15 protein-coding genes are annotated in these 16,712 nt (G+C 67.2%); 4 read left to right on the forward strand and 11 right to left on the reverse strand.

The window, feature by feature from the left end; translation table 11 throughout:
- Positions 1-177: 177 nt before the first annotated feature.
- The gene (locus E2F48_RS16205; RefSeq protein ID WP_133404995.1) at positions 178-1,737 is read left to right on the forward strand and encodes an APC family permease; all 1,560 of its coding nucleotides are present in this window, start codon (positions 178-180) and stop codon (positions 1,735-1,737) included.
- Positions 1,737-2,969, forward strand: a complete 1,233-nt coding sequence (locus E2F48_RS16210) for a saccharopine dehydrogenase family protein (protein ID WP_133404996.1) — start codon at positions 1,737-1,739, stop codon at positions 2,967-2,969. The genes E2F48_RS16205 and E2F48_RS16210 overlap by 1 nt, the downstream gene beginning before the upstream one ends.
- 23 nt (positions 2,970-2,992) lie before the next feature.
- Here the strand turns inward: E2F48_RS16210 and E2F48_RS16215 are convergent, their stop codons facing one another.
- The 3 genes from E2F48_RS16215 to E2F48_RS16225 form a co-directional block, all read right to left on the reverse strand.
- Positions 2,993-3,793 carry a DNA-formamidopyrimidine glycosylase family protein gene (locus tag E2F48_RS16215; RefSeq protein ID WP_133404997.1) on the reverse strand — a complete coding sequence of 267 codons (801 nt, stop codon included), beginning with the start codon at positions 3,791-3,793 and terminating at the stop codon, positions 2,993-2,995.
- 249 nt (positions 3,794-4,042) lie between these two features.
- The gene (locus tag E2F48_RS16220) at positions 4,043-5,443 is read right to left on the reverse strand and encodes an MFS transporter (RefSeq protein ID WP_133404998.1); all 1,401 of its coding nucleotides are present in this window, start codon (positions 5,441-5,443) and stop codon (positions 4,043-4,045) included.
- A complete protein-coding gene (locus E2F48_RS16225; protein WP_133404999.1) occupies positions 5,440-5,964 on the reverse strand; it encodes a winged helix-turn-helix transcriptional regulator in 525 nt (174 codons plus the stop codon). Before E2F48_RS16225 ends, E2F48_RS16220 begins: the two co-directional genes overlap by 4 nt.
- A gap of 301 nt (positions 5,965-6,265) precedes the next feature.
- On the opposite strand from E2F48_RS16225, the gene E2F48_RS16230 reads away from it, so the two are divergent.
- On the forward strand, positions 6,266-6,628 hold the full coding sequence (locus tag E2F48_RS16230) for a cupin domain-containing protein (RefSeq protein ID WP_133405000.1): 363 nt from the start codon (positions 6,266-6,268) through the stop codon (positions 6,626-6,628).
- 159 nt (positions 6,629-6,787) lie between these two features.
- On the opposite strand, the gene E2F48_RS16235 is transcribed toward E2F48_RS16230, so the two are convergent.
- From E2F48_RS16235 to E2F48_RS16270, 8 genes are all read right to left on the reverse strand, one after another.
- A complete protein-coding gene (locus E2F48_RS16235) occupies positions 6,788-8,212 on the reverse strand; it encodes an FG-GAP-like repeat-containing protein (protein ID WP_246019196.1) in 1,425 nt (474 codons plus the stop codon).
- A gap of 358 nt (positions 8,213-8,570) precedes the next feature.
- Positions 8,571-9,053 (reverse strand): pilus assembly protein TadG-related protein, encoded by a 483-nt coding sequence (locus tag E2F48_RS16240; RefSeq protein WP_133405001.1) that lies wholly within the window; start codon positions 9,051-9,053, stop codon positions 8,571-8,573.
- Between the two features lie 7 nt (positions 9,054-9,060).
- On the reverse strand, positions 9,061-9,450 hold the full coding sequence (locus tag E2F48_RS16245; protein ID WP_133405002.1) for a hypothetical protein: 390 nt from the start codon (positions 9,448-9,450) through the stop codon (positions 9,061-9,063).
- Between the two features lie 64 nt (positions 9,451-9,514).
- Positions 9,515-9,910 carry a TadE/TadG family type IV pilus assembly protein gene (locus E2F48_RS16250; RefSeq protein ID WP_185149838.1) on the reverse strand — a complete coding sequence of 132 codons (396 nt, stop codon included), beginning with the start codon at positions 9,908-9,910 and terminating at the stop codon, positions 9,515-9,517.
- A 3-nt stretch (positions 9,911-9,913) separates the two neighbouring features.
- Positions 9,914-10,126 (reverse strand): hypothetical protein, encoded by a 213-nt coding sequence (locus E2F48_RS16255; RefSeq protein ID WP_246019198.1) that lies wholly within the window; start codon positions 10,124-10,126, stop codon positions 9,914-9,916.
- Positions 10,127-10,170: 44 nt separating this feature from the next.
- Entirely contained in the window at positions 10,171-11,115 is a 945-nt protein-coding gene (locus tag E2F48_RS16260; protein ID WP_246019201.1) for a type II secretion system F family protein, read from the reverse strand.
- Positions 11,112-11,969 (reverse strand): type II secretion system F family protein, encoded by an 858-nt coding sequence (locus E2F48_RS16265; protein WP_133405005.1) that lies wholly within the window; start codon positions 11,967-11,969, stop codon positions 11,112-11,114. The genes E2F48_RS16260 and E2F48_RS16265 overlap by 4 nt, the downstream gene beginning before the upstream one ends.
- Positions 11,966-13,192: a TadA family conjugal transfer-associated ATPase gene (locus E2F48_RS16270; protein WP_133405006.1), complete on the reverse strand. Its 1,227-nt coding sequence runs from the start codon at positions 13,190-13,192 to the stop codon at positions 11,966-11,968. Before E2F48_RS16270 ends, E2F48_RS16265 begins: the two co-directional genes overlap by 4 nt.
- A 670-nt stretch (positions 13,193-13,862) precedes the next feature.
- On the opposite strand from E2F48_RS16270, the gene E2F48_RS16275 reads away from it, so the two are divergent.
- Positions 13,863-16,670, forward strand: a complete 2,808-nt coding sequence (locus E2F48_RS16275) for an FG-GAP-like repeat-containing protein (RefSeq protein ID WP_133405007.1) — start codon at positions 13,863-13,865, stop codon at positions 16,668-16,670.
- The last annotated feature ends 42 nt before the right edge of the window (positions 16,671-16,712 follow it).

Genomic DNA, 16,712 nt, shown 5'->3' on the forward strand with positions numbered 1-16,712 from the left:
CAACCCTTCCCGGTACTCATCGGTGCTGCCGGGCTGGGCTGCGGAGGTCCGGCGCGCCGGGCGTCCGTCCCCGCCAGAAAAGGGCCGTTGTGGAAACCGGCTAGTCAGTATAGTGAGGGGCGTCACATCGTTTGCGGCCGACAATGACGCCGGCCGGCCGGACAGCGGAGGCGCACGATGAGTTCCACAGCGACTGGAAAAGATGCTCAAGGCACGCCGTCGGGTGAGGGGAAGGGACTCGCAGCCGGGACCTTGGGCGTGTGGGGGTCGGTGGTTATCGGGCTTGCGTCGACGGCTCCGGCCTACTCGCTGGCGGCGTCACTCGGCTTCGTGGTCCTCGCGGTCGGAGCGCAGGCCCCGATTGCGTTCATTCTGGCGTTCATCCCCATGCTCTTCATCGCCTTCGCCTATCGGGAGCTCAACCGAGACGTCCCCGACTGCGGCACTTCCTTCACCTGGGCCACCAAGGCGTTCGGCCCGTGGGTGGGCTGGATGGCCGGCTGGGGGGTGGCGGTCGCCGGCATCATCGTGCTCGCCAACCTCGCCCAGATCGCCGGGCTCTACCTGTGGCTGCTCGTGGGCGACGGGACGCTCGCCGAAAACTCCTTTCTGGTCACCGCCACCGGGGTCTTCTTCATCGCACTGATGACCCTGGTCAGCTACCGCGGCGTCGAAATCGGTGCCAAGCTGCAGAACGTCCTCCTGGCCGTCCAGTACCTGGCATTGGCGCTCTTCGTGGTGTTCGCCCTCGTCGGAGTGGCCAACGGCACCGCCGAAAACGCCACGGCGCCGTCGCTGGAGTGGTTCAACCCCTTCGCCTTCGACAGCGCCGCAGGGTTCACCGAGGCCATCCTGCTGGCCCTGTTCATCTACTGGGGCTGGGACACATGCCTTGCGCTGAACGAGGAGACCCGAGACTCCCGCCGCATCCCGGGCCTGGCCGCGCTGATCACCACGGTGCTGCTGCTCATCACCTACGTCGGGGTCACCGTTGCGGCGATGATGTACGCCGGGGTAGGCGAGGAAGGGACCGGGCTGGGCAACGAGGTCAATGCCGAGGATGTGTTCTTCGCCCTGAAGGACGCCGTGCTGGGCCCGGCCGCCTGGCTGCTGGTGGTGGCGGTGCTCGTCTCGGCGGTCTCCTCCACCCAGACCACCATCCTGCCGACCGCCCGGGGCACCCTCTCGATGGCCGTCTATCGGGCGCTCCCCCGCCGGTTCAGCACGGTGCACGACCGCTTCCGGACACCCTCCTTCTCCACCCTGGTGATGGGGATCTCCGCCGTCGCCTTTTACGTGGTGATGACTCTCGTCAGCGAGAACATCCTGGCCGACTCGATCCTGTCCCTGGGCCTGGCCATCGCCTTCTACTACGCCATCACCGGGTATGCCTGTGTCTGGTACTTCCGCCGCGACCTCTTCACCTCCCGGCACAACTTCGTCTTCCGGTTCCTGCTCCCCCTGCTGGGTGCGCTGATGCTGACCGCGGCGTTCATTCGGTCGGCGGTCGACATGGCCGATATCGACTACGGGTACAGCGTGCTCTTCGGGATCGGCGGCACCTTCGTCGTCGGCATCGGGTCCCTCGCCCTGGGGCTGGTGCTCATGCTCGCCTGGCGGACCCGGAAGGGGTCCGAGCCGTTCTTCCGCGGGGAGAGCCTGAACGCCGATACGCCCGTCCTGGTGCCCGACTCCCCCGATACCTACCGGCGCTCGGTCGACGGCGGCCTGGCCTGATGCGCATCCTCATCGTCGGCGCCGGCGGCGTGGGATCAGCTGCGGTGCGGATCGCCGTCCGGCGCACGTTCTTCGACCTGCTGGTGGTGGCCGACTACGATCCCGCCCGGCCGCAGGCCCTGGTGGAATTGTTCGACGACGGCCGTTTGGTGGCCGCGCAGGTGGACGCGTCGTCGGCGGAGGCGGTCGCCGCTCTGGTGCGGGACCACGGCATCACCCACGTGCTCAATGCCGTGGATCCCCGGTTCGTGATGCCCATTTTCAACGGCTGCTTCGCTGCGGGTGCCACGTATCTGGACATGGCGATGAGCCTGTCGGTCCGACACCCGGAGGAGCCGTACGCGAAGACCGGGGTGATGCTTGGCGACGAGCAGTTCGCGCTGGCCCAGCAGTGGGAGGTCGCCGGCCGGCTGGCCCTGGTCGGAATGGGGGTGGAGCCGGGGCTGTCGGACGTCTTCGCCCGCTACGCGGAGGACGAACTCTTCTCCTCGATCGATGAACTGGCGGTGCGCGACGGCGCCAACCTTATCGTCGCCGGGCCCGATGGGGAGCCGGTGTTCGCTCCGTCCTTCTCCATCTGGACCACCATCGAGGAGTGCCTGAACCCGCCGGTGATCTTCGAGCGCGGCCTCGGCTGGTACACCACCGAGCCGTTCAGCGAGCCGGAGGTCTTCAGGTTTCCCGAGGGCATCGGGGAGGTGGAGTGCGTCAACGTTGAGCACGAGGAGGTCATCCTCATGCCGCGCTGGACCAAGGCCCGCAGGGTGACCTTCAAGTACGGCCTGGGTGACGAATTCATCGGCGTACTCAAGACCCTGCACAAACTGGGCCTCGACTCCACCGAGCCGCTGATGGTCAAGGGCGTCACGGTGGCACCGCGCGACGTCGTCGCCGCGGCGCTGCCCGATCCGGCGACCCTCGGCGAGCGCATGACGGGCAAGACCTGCGCCGGCGTCTACGTGACGGGGATCGGACGGGACGGCGCGCCGCGGGCCGTTTACCTCTACCACGTGGTGGACAACGAGTGGTCGATGGCGGAGTACGCATCACAGGCAGTGGTGTGGCAGACCGCCGTGAACCCGGTAATTGCGCTGGAACTGCTGGCGAACGGCACGTGGCAGGGAACCGGTGTGCTCGGGCCCGAGGCCTTTGACGCCCGGCCGTTCCTTGAGCTGCTGGCAGCCGATGCGCCGGCCGGCTACGGGTCGCCGTGGGGGCTCGAGGAGCGCTGAGACCCGCTGGCCCGAAGGGGTCTTCAGCTGACGGACCTGGGCGGTTGGCAGCGCGGGCACCACCAGGTGCGACGGCGGCCCGGATCGCCCGCCACTTCGGCCCGAACGAGGATCGTCGTCCCGCAGCGCAGGCACGGCCTGCCGGCCCGTCCCGCCACCCAGTGCTTCTCACCCCGTCGCAGACTGCCGGTGGTGACCTGGTGGGCCTGCGTGGCGGAGAAGCGCAGGCAGCGAGCTCCGAGGTCGACCATGGCCGGGACGTCGGCGTCGCCCACCGGGGTGTCCGGGTGGACGCCGCGCAGGAAGCAGAGCTCGTTCGCCCAGAGGTTGCCGAACCCGGCGATGTTTCGCTGGTCGAGGAGGGCAGCGGCGACGCGTCGCTCCGGATCCTGGCGAACCCGCCGGACCGCTTCCTGCGCGGACCAGTCATTTCTCAAAGGGTCAGGGCCAAGGTGCCCGACAACGTCGCCCTCTGCACCCGTGGGGAGGAGATGGACGACCGGCAGGTGCATACCGTACGCCGTCGGACCGCCGTCGACCTCGAGGATCACGCGCGCGTCCGGAAGCAGTGTGCGGGGAAGCTTTCGTCCCGGCGCGGTGACGGTCCACGACCCCTGCATCCGCAGGTGGGTGTGCAGCGTGAGGCCGCCTTCGAACCGGGTCAGCAGGTGCTTGCCGTGCGTCACATGCTCTTTCACCTGGGCGCCGTCCAAGGTATCCGTGGCGTGTGCGGGGACACGGAGTTCCCCGCGCTTCAGCGTGCGGCCGTCGAGCGACTTCCTTAACCGCGCCGCGAGCCGGAAGACACTGTCTCCTTCGGGCATACGGCCTCCCTACTCTCCCGTCGCCCCCCGGTCCCGACAGACCGCACGCGGCACCTTCCTCCCTGATGGTAGAGGTTTGGGCCGGAGGTGGGTCCGCTCAATTCCCACCGGCTCCGGAGGGTGCTGTTCTGATGGCGGCTCGGCACACGCCGCGGCACGCCTTCACCGGCTTACCGATTCCGCAGGTGAGTCTGGAATGGTCTTCAGCGGTGGCGATGAGGGTCTTCTGGCCCGCTGAATTGCCGCCGGCTAGGAGTTTGCTCCCTCGCTTGCTTGCTGCCCGGTGATGCGCTGCTTGCGGATGGTGGCGCTGATGACTGCTGCGATGGTGCACATGGCTGCCGCCCCGAACCAGGCGTAGGTGTACTGGCCCGTGGCGTCCCTGATGGCACCAGCGCCCAGTGCTGCCGCGGCCGCTCCAAGCTGGTGGGCCGCGAACACCCAGCCGAACACCACACTGCCGTCCGCACCGAAGGTTTCCCGGCAGATGGCCGCCGTAGGGGGCACCGTGGCCACCCAGTCGAGACCATAAATCACCACGAAGACGATCATGCTGGGCTGGACCTCGGCGCCCAGGAGTAGGGGAAGCGCCAACAGGCCGATCCCGCGGAATTGGTAGTAGACGGCGAGCAGGATCCTCGGGTTGAACCGGTCCGTCAGCCAGCCGGAAGCAATAGTGCCCACGATGTCGAAGATGCCGACCACGGCGAGCAGGCCGGCGGCCGTGGTTTCCGGCATGCCATGATCATGCGCGGAGGGAATGAAATGGGTGCCGATCAGGCCATTCGTGGTGGCGCCGCAGATCGCGAATCCTGCCACCAAGGCCCAGAAAGTCCGAACACGGCTGGCCCTCCTGAGCACCTGCAGGGCGCGAACCGCGGCGTTCCTCCGGGGACCGGTCTTCGGCGCTGGGGCCTCCGGCAGCATTCCGTCGGCGGGGGCGGTCTCGCCGTATGGCAGCACGCCGGCGTCGGCCGGGGAGTTCTTGAGGAACTTCAACACCAGCGGGACCACAGCCAAGGCGCCGGCGGCGATCAGCAGGGACGCCTGCCGCCAGCCCGGATCCTGGGCGAGCAAAGCGATGAACGGCAGGAAGACCAGTTGACCGGCAGCACTTCCCGCTGTCAGGATGCCAATCACCAGCCCCCGGTTCTTGACGAACCACGTGTTGGCGATGGTGGCGGCGAAGACCAGCGCCATGGACCCGGTGCCAAGCCCGATCAGCAGGCCCCAGGTCAGCAGGATCTGCCATGCCTGGTCCACCAGCACGGTGAGGGCGCTTCCCGCACCGATCAGCACCAGCGCGGTCGCCGTCACCGCCCGGATACCGAACCGCTCCATCAGGGCAGCTGCGAACGGTGCCGTGAGTCCAAAGAGGACGAGGTTGATGCTGACGGCCGCCGACAATACGGTGGTGGACCAGCCGAATTCCTCCTGAAGCGGCACCATCAGGACCCCCGGTGCCGCTCGGAAGCCGGCTGCGCCCACCAGCGCGAGGAAGGCCACCCCGGCGACAATCCAGGCGGGGTGGAAGCGGCGGGGACGGGATGGTGCGGGGGCGCCGGACGCCGCGCCGTCGGTTCCGCCGGCCGAGCCACGGCCGGCTTCCGCGGCCGTTCCCTTGACCTCTACGGCGCGATTCGGCCTCATGCGACTTCCTCCTTCTTCGTCGCAGAGGAGGGCGCCGTGGCGGTGGCCAGTTCTACCGGCGCATCGGTCCTCGTCTGGCTGTGCCACTTCGTGGTGGCGGCAGTCAACCGTTCGCCGCACCCGGAGCAGGTGTCGGCGGAGCCGGTGCGCTGCCCGCAGACGGCGTGGATGACGTACATATGTGCCTGCTCCGAAGGTGCAGGGAGGTGTTTCTCGGACCAGATCGTGACCGCGTTCAGGACCGGAAGGGCGTCCTCTCCCTTTGGGGTGAGAATGTACTCGCTTCTGGTGCGGCCGCCGTCGTTGTACGCCCTCTTGGTAAGCAGCCCGGACTGCATGAGGTCTGCAAGACGCCTGGTGAGCACGGAATCGGACACTTCCAGCTGGACCTTCATGGCATCGAAGCGCCCATTCCCAAAGAAGACCTCCCGAAGCACCAGGAGGATCCAGGGATCGCCAAGGACATCAATGCCGCGGGCCATACTGCAGTTGCGTTCGGACCAGTCTGATCGGAGTGCCATACCGGTACCCTAGCTGACTTTCTTGAAGATAGGCAGGCCAGTGCCGATTAATAAGCGGCAACGCCCGGTCTCCGGCTCAGCCGCCCGGTCCCGCCCTGGGCGCAGCTGATTCGGGGACCATGTGCCCTAGGCACAAAGGGGCGGCCGGGTTTATACCTTTTGGCAGTAGCCCAGTGCATGGGCGGCCCTTCCGCAGCGGGCACCATCAGCTGCATTTCATCCCCATCCGAGGAGGTGAAAATCACCAAAGAGCAGTCACCGGAACCTAAACAATGAGCAGTTTCATCCACAGGAGGTCAAGATGCCAGGGCTAGTTCGAAAAAGCCTCGATTCCCCCGAGGAGACGCGCCCCTTCGAGGGCGGTACGGGCCAGCTTCAACTCGTCAACCTGGAGCAGGGCGCCGTGGGCCGCGCCACGTTCAATCCGGGATGGCGCTGGTCCGAGCACGTCAAGCCGATCGCCAAAACGGACAGCTGTCAGGCCGCCCACATGGGCTATTTCGTGTCCGGCCGGATGAAGGTCGTAATGAACGACGGCGAAGAGATGGAGTACGGGCCGGGCGACTTCGCCACCATGGCGCCCGGGCACGACGCCTGGGTGCTGGGAGACGAACCCTGCGTAATCATTGACTGGCAGGGTTTCGCGGACTACGCCAAACCCTGAAGTCACGGGCACAGCCCGCCGTTAATGAGAAGTCCGGGTCTGCTCAGGCTCGGGCTTCTCACCGACCGCAGGCAGCAGTCGCGGCCGTGAAGAATAGCCGGAACGCAGTCAAGGCTGCCGGGGTGACCACCGGTTAGTCCGTTCGACCTGTGTTGAAGCTCAGAAGATCGAGTTGAGCCCGCTCCACCCGCTGCCTACCTGCACTCGGGGCAACCAGCCGGCTGACCCATTGCCCCGGTACAGCCACAGGTTGCCCTGACGATCCCGTCCCACCACGTCGGCGGTGCGGTCGCCATTGAAATCCCCTGGGCTCATCACCGCGCTGAGCGAATTCCAGCCAGTGCCCACCCGTACCCTCGGCAACCATCCACCGGTACCGTTTCCCGGATACAGCCACAGGTATCCCGTCGCTGCTTCGCGCGCCAAGAGGTCCACCTGCCCGTCACCGTTGAAATCGCCCGGCCCCACAATGGAGTTGAACCCGTTCCAGCCCGTTCCCACCCGTACCCTCGGAAACCATCCGCCGGTGCCGTTTCCCCGGTACAGCCACAGGTACCCGGTCGACCGCTCCCGCGCCAGAACATCGACAAACTGGTCACCATTGAAATCGCCCGGCCCCACAATGGAATTGAACCCGTTCCAGCCCTGGCCAACGCGGATCCGTGGCAGCCAACCGCCAACGCCGTTCCCTCGGTAAAGCCACAAATACCCGGTGGCCGCTTCACGAGCCAGCACGTCGGCTTTTCCGTCACCGTTGAAGTCTCCTGGTGTCTCGAGCGCGTTCAGCGGAGCCCAGCCTGCTCCGATGCGTGCACCAGCCCATACCGTGCCGTTCCCCTTCCCCCGATACAGCCGGAGATCTGCGGTCGCCGTCACCCGGGCCAGCAGGTCGTTGTTCCAGTCACCGTCGAAGTCGGCGGTGGACCGCGAGAGGGTCGATGCCGGGACGGCTATGGGCGTGAAGGCGTAGGGTTCGCACGTCAGATCGTAATCCCGTGTGTCGTCGTACCACTGGGAGAGGTACACGCGGCCGCCGGAGAAGCTGGGCTGCTTGCACCGATCCAGCGCTTCGCCCGGATAGTCGAGCCTCCCGGCGGTGGCCCACACCGGCACCCCGGGCAACCGCCACGACCCCGTGATGTCAGCCCAACCCGCCGCATAGGAGTACAGCCCGTAGGAGAATCCCGCGTCACGGAGGCCGCGCATCAACCCCTCGATGATGAGCCGATTGTCTCGCTTCTGAGCGGCGGTGCTCGTCGGCCAGGGTTGAGCCGGACGCGGCTCGACGTCGATCCATACGACCGGCGGACGGAAACCGACTCTGCTCATGCTGGCGACGGCGAACTTTGCCTCGGCGTAGCCCACGTTGGACAATTTTCCGGCCCTGGTGGTGGCGGACCACGGTCCACGGGCACCGTACGTATTCAACTGCGTTGCAGTGGGAAACGCAGCCATTGCGTAGCCATGGGTCTTCTTGTTGTTGGTTTTGGCCCAGTTGACCTGGCTTGCCAGACAAGGATTCTCGGTAAAGGGCAAACCCTTCGTCAGCCCGATAATGACGAACTGGGTGGAGACCGGAGGCATAGGCAAACCAAATCCGCCGACGGAGGACGGACACTGAGGCCAGGATACATCGTGGCCATAGAGGGGCGCGGCGTGAACCGGCGGTGCGACGGTTACGAACCCAAACAGGAGGGCAAGCGATGTTCCAAGAGCTAGAACCGTTCGACGGAGCGAGCCAACCACCATGCCAACCACCTCATCCAAGGTGAATATTTTATCGCCGACCGCGGGTCTTGATCGGTTGGAAGCTCATCACGATTGAGGGTGTAATTGGGGCCGGAAGCCGCTCAAGCCCGGGAGACATCGAGCGATATGGCTGGAGAGATCTCGAGACGCAGGGCCGAGCTGCGGAGGGCACCTAGGGGTGTCCCCCTACCCCTCAGCGGGTGAGTTCGGAGCGGGCGTCGGCGGTGGCCGTGATGGGGATCCCGTCGGGCACCAGGACGGTGACCAGAGGCGGGTGGACCACGGCAGTGAGCACCACCTGCGCCGTCCGGCCATCCGGTGTGCCGGTGGCCGGGTCCACGGCCAGGGAGGGAAACCGCTGCCCGGCGGCCGTGCGCTGCAGATACCCCTCCGCCGTGGACCGCACGGTGCCGGGGTCAAGCACCGGCTGCGGACCGGCGCCCGCTGCGGAGTCGATGGTGAAGGTGTCCGCAGCGGCCAGGGCGGCGCCGTCGGCCGCCGACAATAGGCGGGAGTGGCCGAGGTAGACCGCCGATGCGGCAAGCACCACCGCCAGGACCAGCAGAAGCAGCAGGAGGTAGCCGATGATCAGCACCCCCACCTGACCGTCCTCGCCCTCCCAGTTGATTCCCCGGCCGCGGCCGGACCCTCCCCCGGCCCTGATGCCGTCCTTCATGCCGGCCTCATCCGAACCGCTCCACCGACTGGGTGGCACTCGAATCCACCATGACCGCCGAGTCGTTCACCCCGGGCATGATGGGGATCAGCGGCAGCGGCACCGCCAGACGGACCTCGACCGTGACGGTCGATCCCGGGGACAGACAGACCCCGTCGCAGGACATCTCGATCTGGGCCTGCTCCGGGGAGAAACCGAAGTTTTCCACCGCCACCAGGGCCGCCAGCCGCGCCCGGGCCTGGCCCTGCTCCGGAGTGTCGGCCTCCACGAAGACCTTGGCCGCGTGGTCGGCCGCCCCCACCGCGGCGAACGAGCCGCCCTGCAGCTGCCCCGCTGACAGGATCAGATACACCACCGGGACCAGCAGGATCAGGCCCAGGAACGTGAACTCCAGCACCGCGCTGCCGGCCTCCTCCCGAGCCCGGAAGCGTGCACTGCGGACCAGCCCGGACCGGGTGGGCCTATGACGGAAGGACCGCACGACCCGAAACCTCCAACACCCCGGCCGGACCGAGCAGGCCCACCACCGGAAGCGGAGCCCGAACCACCACCTCCACGAACTGCGCGCCCGCGGCCCGTGAGCGTTGGACCGTGACATCCGAAGCGAAGTCCTCCCCCACCCCCGCGGTGATCAGCTCGGCGGTGCGCTGCCCGGCATCCCCGGGTGCCCGGTCGGCGAGGGTGCCGTACCGGGCACCCGAGGCCGCCGCGTCGATCAGGGTGTTGCGCACGTGCAGCACCAGCATCAGCTGGACCACCGCCAAAAAAATCACGGTGAGCAGCCCGCCGATCAAGGCGAAATCGACGACCGCCGACCCCGCCTCACTGCGCAGGCTCCGGCGCGCCCTGGGCCGGATCACCTACGGGGACACCTGATTCATCGCCGCCTCGAACAGGCCCTGCAGCGCAGGCCCCGCCAGGGCCAGCAGCCCTGCAACAAGGACCGCCGACATCAGCGTGATCATCACCCAGCCGGGCACGTCCCCGCGCTCGGCGTCGGGGCCGGAGACCACCCGCCGATAGACGGCGGCGAGGGCCAGCCAGGTGCGGGCGCCATTTTGATCTCTTGCCATTCTCGTCTCCATTCTCTAAGCGGTCGGCTTTCCGGTCGTGCGGTTCAGAATCCGAGGTTGATCAGCGCAATGCCCGGGTACACGGCGAAGAGGACGGTCAGGGGAAGCACACCGAAGACCAGCGGAATCATCATGGCGATCTCCTTCTTTCCGGCCGATTCCATCAGTTCGCGTTTGGACATGTCGCGCACGTCCTGCGCCTGGGCCCGCAGCACCTCGGCCAACGGGGTGCCGCGCTGGACTGCGACGGTCAGCCCATCGACGAACCGGGCAAGCGGCGCCAGCTGGGTGCGGCGGGAGAACTCCTGGAACGCCTCGACGACGGGGGTTCCGGCCCGGGTTTCGGCGAGCACCCGCCCGAACTCCCCGGCCAGCTCGCCGCGGGCCGTCCTGCATACCCGTTCCAGGGCGCCGGTCGCACTCTCTCCGGCGCTGACGGCCAGCGCCATGAGTTCGGCAAGGCTGGGAAATTCGGCGAGCATCCGGGCCTCCCGGTGCGCGATCTGCCGGCTCAGGAGATAGTCGCGGAACAGGTACCCTCCGGCGGTGCAGGCGGGAACCAGGACCGCTGCGAAGACGATGTTGGACCGTCCGGTGCCTGCGGCCAGGACCACGAGTGCGGTGGACGTGCCGAGTCCGAGCGCCGCCCAGAGGATCTGCCGGGCACGGAAATCGGTGGTGCTCAGTCCGCCGCCGGCCTGCACCAGGCGGCGGTCAAGCAGGGACGAGGCGGGATTGAACCGGTCGAGCCTACGCACCACATCGCGCAGGACTGGCTGCAGGATGTGGCCCAGGGGCCCAAATGGCGCCGGGCGGCCGGCATCCGTACCGAGCAGGCGGGACCGGACGTCGACCACCTTCAACTGCGGGCTGATCCGGTCCACGAAACGGACGCTCCGCGCCGACGGCAGCCCCGCGAGCACCATCCACACGCCCAGCCCGAGCGCGCCACCGGCGAGGAGGGACATAGCCACCACCGGCCCGGTCACCGGAGCACCCTCTCGTCCTCGGGCAGGGCGCCAATGCGCAGCATCATGCGGTAGCAGACGACCGACACCACTAGGCCTCCGGCCAGGACCAGTGCGCCGGCACCGGTGTTGTAGGCGCGGACGGCTTCGGGCCGGGTTGCCAACAGCAGCAGCACGAACCACGGTGCGGCCACGGCGAGCCGGGCAGCGTTGACCGTCCAGGACTGGCGCGCCTCGAGTTCATTGCGGGTGCGTGCGCTGTCGCGGAGGAACTCCGACAGGGTGCCCAGCAGCCGGCCGAGGTCGGACCCGCCCACCTCGCGGGTCATCCGCAGGGCCTCGACGATGCGGTCGGCCACCGGGTCGGCGAGCCGGTCCTTGAGCCTGCTCAGCGAATCATCGAACTGCCCACCCGCCCGGTAATCCGCCCCGAACTCCCGAAACGCACCGCGCAGTTCGGCCGGCCCTTTGTCGGCGAGCTGCATGAGCGCCTCGGGAAGCGAGAGACCGGCGCGGATCGCGGAGCGCAGGTGATCGACGACGTCCGGCCAGAGCTCCCGCAGCGACGCCGTCCGCTTCGCGGCCCGCCACCGCACCAGGGCATACGGGGTCCAGGCGCCAAACAGGGCGAAACAGACAGCGATGGGCACGGAGCGGACCAGGACAACAGCAACCAGGAGAACGAGGAGCCCGCTGACTCCGCAGGCGCCCAGCAGGCCCCGCACCGAGACCGAGCCGGTCCCGGACCGCACGAGCAGCTCCCGCAGCCGGGGCGTCCGCCGCGGGCGGGCGGACACCTGGGGTGACGGACCCCAGCACGCCCACCAGGTCAGAAACAGGCCGGTCCCGAGCATCACGCCCAGGAGCGCGCTCACCGGGCCTCCTCGAGGAGCGCCGCGATATTGAAGCCGGCCGCGGCAAACTTCTCCTCCGCGGGCATCGCCGTGGCACAGAGCCGCAGGGCACCCTCGAGCCGCCGAAAGACGGGCGAGGACTCAATGACGCCGTTTTCCACCCGGGCGCCCACCGCCATGATCTCCGTGACCTGCCGCTGGCCGTTGCCGGCCCGCGCACAGTGCACCACGAGGTCGAGGCAGGAAGCCACGGTGGGCACCACGAACTCACTCGAGATATTCTTGCCCGCCAGCAGCGGCAGGGTGCAGATCTTGGTCAGGGCGTCACGAGCGCTGTTTGCATGGACGCTGCACATCCCGGGCAAGCCGCTGTTGAGTGCGATGAGCATGTCCAGGCTTTCCGCCTCCCGGACCTCCCCGACAATGAGCCGGTCCGGGCGCATTCGCAGGGCCTCCTTCACCAGGTGCCGGAGCGGGATCTCCCCGGTGCCCTCGAGGTTCGGTTGCCGGCACTGGAGCCCGACGACGTCGCGCAGCGGCAGCTTCAGTTCGAAGATTTCCTCGACCGTGATCACCCGCTCCCGCGGCGGGATCGAGGCACCCAGGCAGTTGAGCAGCGTGGTCTTTCCGGCCTGGGTGGCGCCGGAGACGAGGATGTTCAGCCCGGCCCCGACGGCGGCCCCCAGGAACCGGGCCGCCTGCGGCGTCACCGTGCCCAGCTCGATGAGGTGCTCCAGGCGGGTGGCCCGGGCGATGAAACGGCGGATATTCACCGCCCAGTGCCGGCGGGTGACATCCGGGATCACCACGTGCAGCCGCGAACCGTCGGGCAGGGAGGCATCGACGAAGGGCGAGGAGAGATCAAGGCGCCGCCCCGAGGACTTCAGCATCCGCTCCACGAGATCCCGGACCTGCTGGGCGGTCAGGGTCAGGGAGGTCAGCTCGGATTCCCCGCCGCGGGCGACGTAGATCTCCGAGGGGGCGTTGATCCACAGCTCCTCGACCGTCGGATCATCAAGGAAGGGCTGCAGCACCCCAAAGCCCGCGACGGCGTCATACACCTGCCGGCGCGCGCTCTCCAGGTGGCCCAGCGGGGGCAGCGAGCCTCGAACCGACCGCTCGTCGTAGTCATTCACCGCGTCCTCCACCAGCCTCAGGATCTCCGGAGCCTGCTCAGCAGGGTCAAGGCCGCGGCGGCGGATCAGTTCGCGCACTTCCTCCTCGACCACGCGCACAGCATCCATAAAACCCCCGAAGGATTGGCGGGTATCGGTGCAGGCGGAGCGTGTTTCCGCCCGGGACTCGCTGTTTCACGGTCAAGCGTAGGCGACCCACCCGGTGCCGGACAGGGAAGCAGCGCGGGTGTGGAAAAAGCCGTTTCTACGGCGCCCGGGCTACCCCTGTTTCGTCCCAGAACCACCTGTTTGCCGACATGTGGCGCGTACCACAAAATTTTCTGGTAGTGCCTCTTGTCACGCCACGACACGCACTCGAAATGAACATGACACGCACTGGCGACGCTTATTCTTCGCCGACCACAAGGGAAACACTCGTCACATCCGTCACATCCGTGTAGTCTTCAGGAAATTCACCCGCCTGGCTGACGCCCGGATTCTGCTGGAGAAACCCGTGACATTTGCCACACCCCTGAGGTTGCTGTGTGCCGCTGCCGTCTCAAGCGCGCTTCTGACAACTTCACTCCCTGCATTCGCCGCCGAACAGCCGGCTCCTGCGCCCGCGCCAACCTCGGCCCCGGCCGTCGTTGAGCCGGAACCCGCCCCCGCTCCCGCAGAATCCCCGGCGGCCCCTGCAGCTCCGGCTGAGGAACCTGCCGCACCCGCCGAAGAGCCCGCCGCGCCAGCGGAAGAGACGTCCGCGCCGTCTCCGTCACCCTCAGTCGACTCTTCGGCCACGGTGACATCCGAGGACGAAGTCACCTCCTTCGTGCCGCCCGTTGACTGGGATCCTCGAAAGAACACGACGGCTCCGCCCCGGCTCGGGGAGGAATTCCTTGAGGACCACTCTGCGGGCGCAGAGTCGGAGGCCGGCGGCGACGGTTTCCATGCAGCGGCCACCGCCCCGCGGAGCGGAACGTTCAAGGTCACCCTTGTCACGGTGCAACTCCTGGGCAAGACCAAAGCCGACACCGATGCCATCAACATGACGGCGGCGCGCAACTCGATCATCTCCGCCCACTCCTACTGGAGGGGCGCATCGAGTGGCAGGCTCGCGATCAGCAAGGTGAATGAGTACCGCCATGTCTCCAAGACCGCGCGCATCACGGACTCCTACAACGTCATCATGGACAAGGTGACAAAGGAACTCGGCTGGGGGTATCGACCATACGAGTCGCTCGTCATTTTCGTCCCCCACAAGGATCTGAACTACAACGGTTCGTGGGGCATTCTTGGCGGCGGGTTCACCGACAGCGACACCAGCGGCCGTGTCATCATGCCCTACCCGTCCCTGTTGACCAACAACGTCGTCACCCACGAATTCGGGCACGTCCTCGGTCTCCACCACGCCAACTCGCTGGCCTGCAATAACGGGCGCCCCGATGTTGCCCGGGGTTCAGCCGGCTGGGCCGACCCGGCCTGCTGGTCCTCCGAGTACGGGGACACCACGGACCTGATGGGTTTCGCCCAGCCGAGCTCCCCTGTAATCGACGCCTTCCTGTGGGAGTACGGTCGATTCGGCAACGGTAATGAAATCCTCAATGCGGGAATCGCAACCGGATCCAAGCAGTACACCTTGCGCCCGTGGGCCGGCACGGCGGTCAACCGTGCGGTGAAGTTCATTGATCCAGTCAGCAAGGAAACCTATTACCTGGAACTGCGGCTTCCCGTCGGATACGACACGGCGACGGCGGTGAATGGCAACAGGGGCGTCAAGATCACCAAGAAGGATGTCCTTGGGTGGAGCGGCAACGCTTCGATCGCGCTCACCCCCAACAGCCTTCGCTGGGGCTGGGGCAACTCGAACCTCACCTGGCAGGCCGGCCAGACATTCACCACTCATGCCGGCACGCGGGTGACGATCAACTCGATCACTTCCAGCAGCGCAGTAGTCACAGTCGCGGCGAAGTCAACGGTTGTTCCGGTGGTGTTGGATAAGTCGTTGATGGTGGTCAATGCCGGGGATTTCAACGGCAGTGGCACCGATGACCTGGTCTCCCGACGCACCGATGGCACGCTGTGGTTCCATGACGGCACCGGCACCGGTTCGTTCCGGGCCCCGGTGAGGATCGGTTCTGGCTGGGGCATCTACAGCCAGCTCATCGGCGGCCAGGACTTCAACGGCGACGGACGACCGGACCTGGTCGGGCGCAAGACCGACGGCACGCTGTGGTTCTACGCCGGCACCGGCGCCGTCTCGGCCACCGCCGAGGGCTACAGGGGCGCGGTCAAGAGCGGTGCGGGCTGGAACGCCTTTGACATCATGGTCTCCCCCGGGGACTTCACCGGGGACCGCCGGGCGGACCTGATCGCCCGCAAACCCGATGGCACCCTCTGGCTCTACCGCGGCACCGGCACCGGACCGGGCATCGTGACCGGCGCGGTGCGCATCGGCACCGGCGGCTGGACCGGGTTCAACATGATCACCGGCGCCGGGGACTACACCGGCGACGGCCGGGCGGATCTACTGGCCCGCAAACCCGACGGCACGCTCTGGCTCTACCAGGGCACCGGAAACGTGAGCACCACCAGCAACGGCTACCTGCCCGGCCGGGCCATCGCCACCGGCTGGTCCGGCTACGCCGACGTGGTAGGGGCCAGTGACTTCAACCGCGACGGCAAAACCGACCTGGTGGGTTTTAAAGCCGATATGAGCCTGTGGTTCTTCGCCGGCACCGCCATGACGGACAACGGCTACAAACCGGCCGTCCGTACCGCCACCAGCGGCTGGCAGGACTACACCGCCCTCGTCTCCCCCGGAGACTTCAACGCCAACGGCACCCGGGACCTCATCGGCCGCAAGAAAGACGGAACCCTTTGGTTCCTCAACGGTAACGGCAGCGGGGGTTATGGGACGGCACTGAAAATCGGTGCACGCGGGTGGAATTCCTTCGCCCAGATCCTGGCCCCGGGCGACTTCAACGCCGATGGCAGGGCCGACCTCCTCGCCCGCCACACCGACGGCAGCCTCTGGTTCTACGCCGGCACCGGAACCGTGAACACCACCAACGAAGGCTACAAACCAGGCCGCAAAATCGCAGCAACAGGGTGGCAGAACTTCGACCAGGTCATCACCCCCGGAGACTACAACGGCGACGCCAAACCCGACCTGCTCGGCCGCCGGGCCGATGGAACCCTCTGGTTCTGGCCCGGCACCGGCACCGTCTCGGCCACCAGCCGAGGCTACGGAACAGCCGTGAGAATCGGCACCGGGGGCTGGCAGAACTTCAACCACGTCCTGAGCCCCGGGGACTTCAACGGCGACAAACGCAACGACCTCATCGCCCGCAAACCCGACGGCACCCTCTGGTTCTACCCCGGCACCGGCACCATCAACACCACCAACCCCGGCTACAAACCCGCCACCAAAATCGGCGCCTCCGGCTGGAACACCTACACCCACATCCTCAGCCCCGGCGACATCACCCGCGACACCAAACCCGACCTCCTGGCCACCCGCACCGACGGATCCCTCTGGCGGTACACCGGAACCGGAATGCCCACCAACCCCGGCTACACCACCGCAACCACCGCCGGAAAACTCTAACCACCCCGCACCGCAGAGGCCCGCCGGCCCACCCGGACCGGC

This window comes from Arthrobacter crusticola (genome assembly GCF_004357995.1).
GTDB lineage: Bacteria > Actinomycetota > Actinomycetes > Actinomycetales > Micrococcaceae > Arthrobacter_D > Arthrobacter_D crusticola.

What these genes read in the sequence shown, in the direction of transcription:
- E2F48_RS16205 (WP_133404995.1), top strand. Translation starts at nt 178, where the DNA reads ATGAGTTCCACAGCGACTGGAAAAGATGCTCAAGGCACGCCGTCGGGT.
- E2F48_RS16210 (WP_133404996.1), top strand. Translation starts at nt 1,737, where the DNA reads ATGCGCATCCTCATCGTCGGCGCCGGCGGCGTGGGATCAGCTGCGGTG.
- E2F48_RS16215 (WP_133404997.1), bottom strand. Translation starts at nt 3,793, where the DNA reads ATGCCCGAAGGAGACAGTGTCTTCCGGCTCGCGGCGCGGTTAAGGAAG.
- E2F48_RS16220 (WP_133404998.1), bottom strand. Translation starts at nt 5,443, where the DNA reads ATGAGGCCGAATCGCGCCGTAGAGGTCAAGGGAACGGCCGCGGAAGCC.
- E2F48_RS16225 (WP_133404999.1), bottom strand. Translation starts at nt 5,964, where the DNA reads ATGGCACTCCGATCAGACTGGTCCGAACGCAACTGCAGTATGGCCCGC.
- E2F48_RS16230 (WP_133405000.1), top strand. Translation starts at nt 6,266, where the DNA reads ATGCCAGGGCTAGTTCGAAAAAGCCTCGATTCCCCCGAGGAGACGCGC.
- E2F48_RS16235 (WP_246019196.1), bottom strand. Translation starts at nt 8,212, where the DNA reads ATGCCTCCGGTCTCCACCCAGTTCGTCATTATCGGGCTGACGAAGGGT.
- E2F48_RS16240 (WP_133405001.1), bottom strand. Translation starts at nt 9,053, where the DNA reads ATGAAGGACGGCATCAGGGCCGGGGGAGGGTCCGGCCGCGGCCGGGGA.
- E2F48_RS16255 (WP_246019198.1), bottom strand. Translation starts at nt 10,126, where the DNA reads ATGGCAAGAGATCAAAATGGCGCCCGCACCTGGCTGGCCCTCGCCGCC.
- E2F48_RS16270 (WP_133405006.1), bottom strand. Translation starts at nt 13,192, where the DNA reads ATGGATGCTGTGCGCGTGGTCGAGGAGGAAGTGCGCGAACTGATCCGC.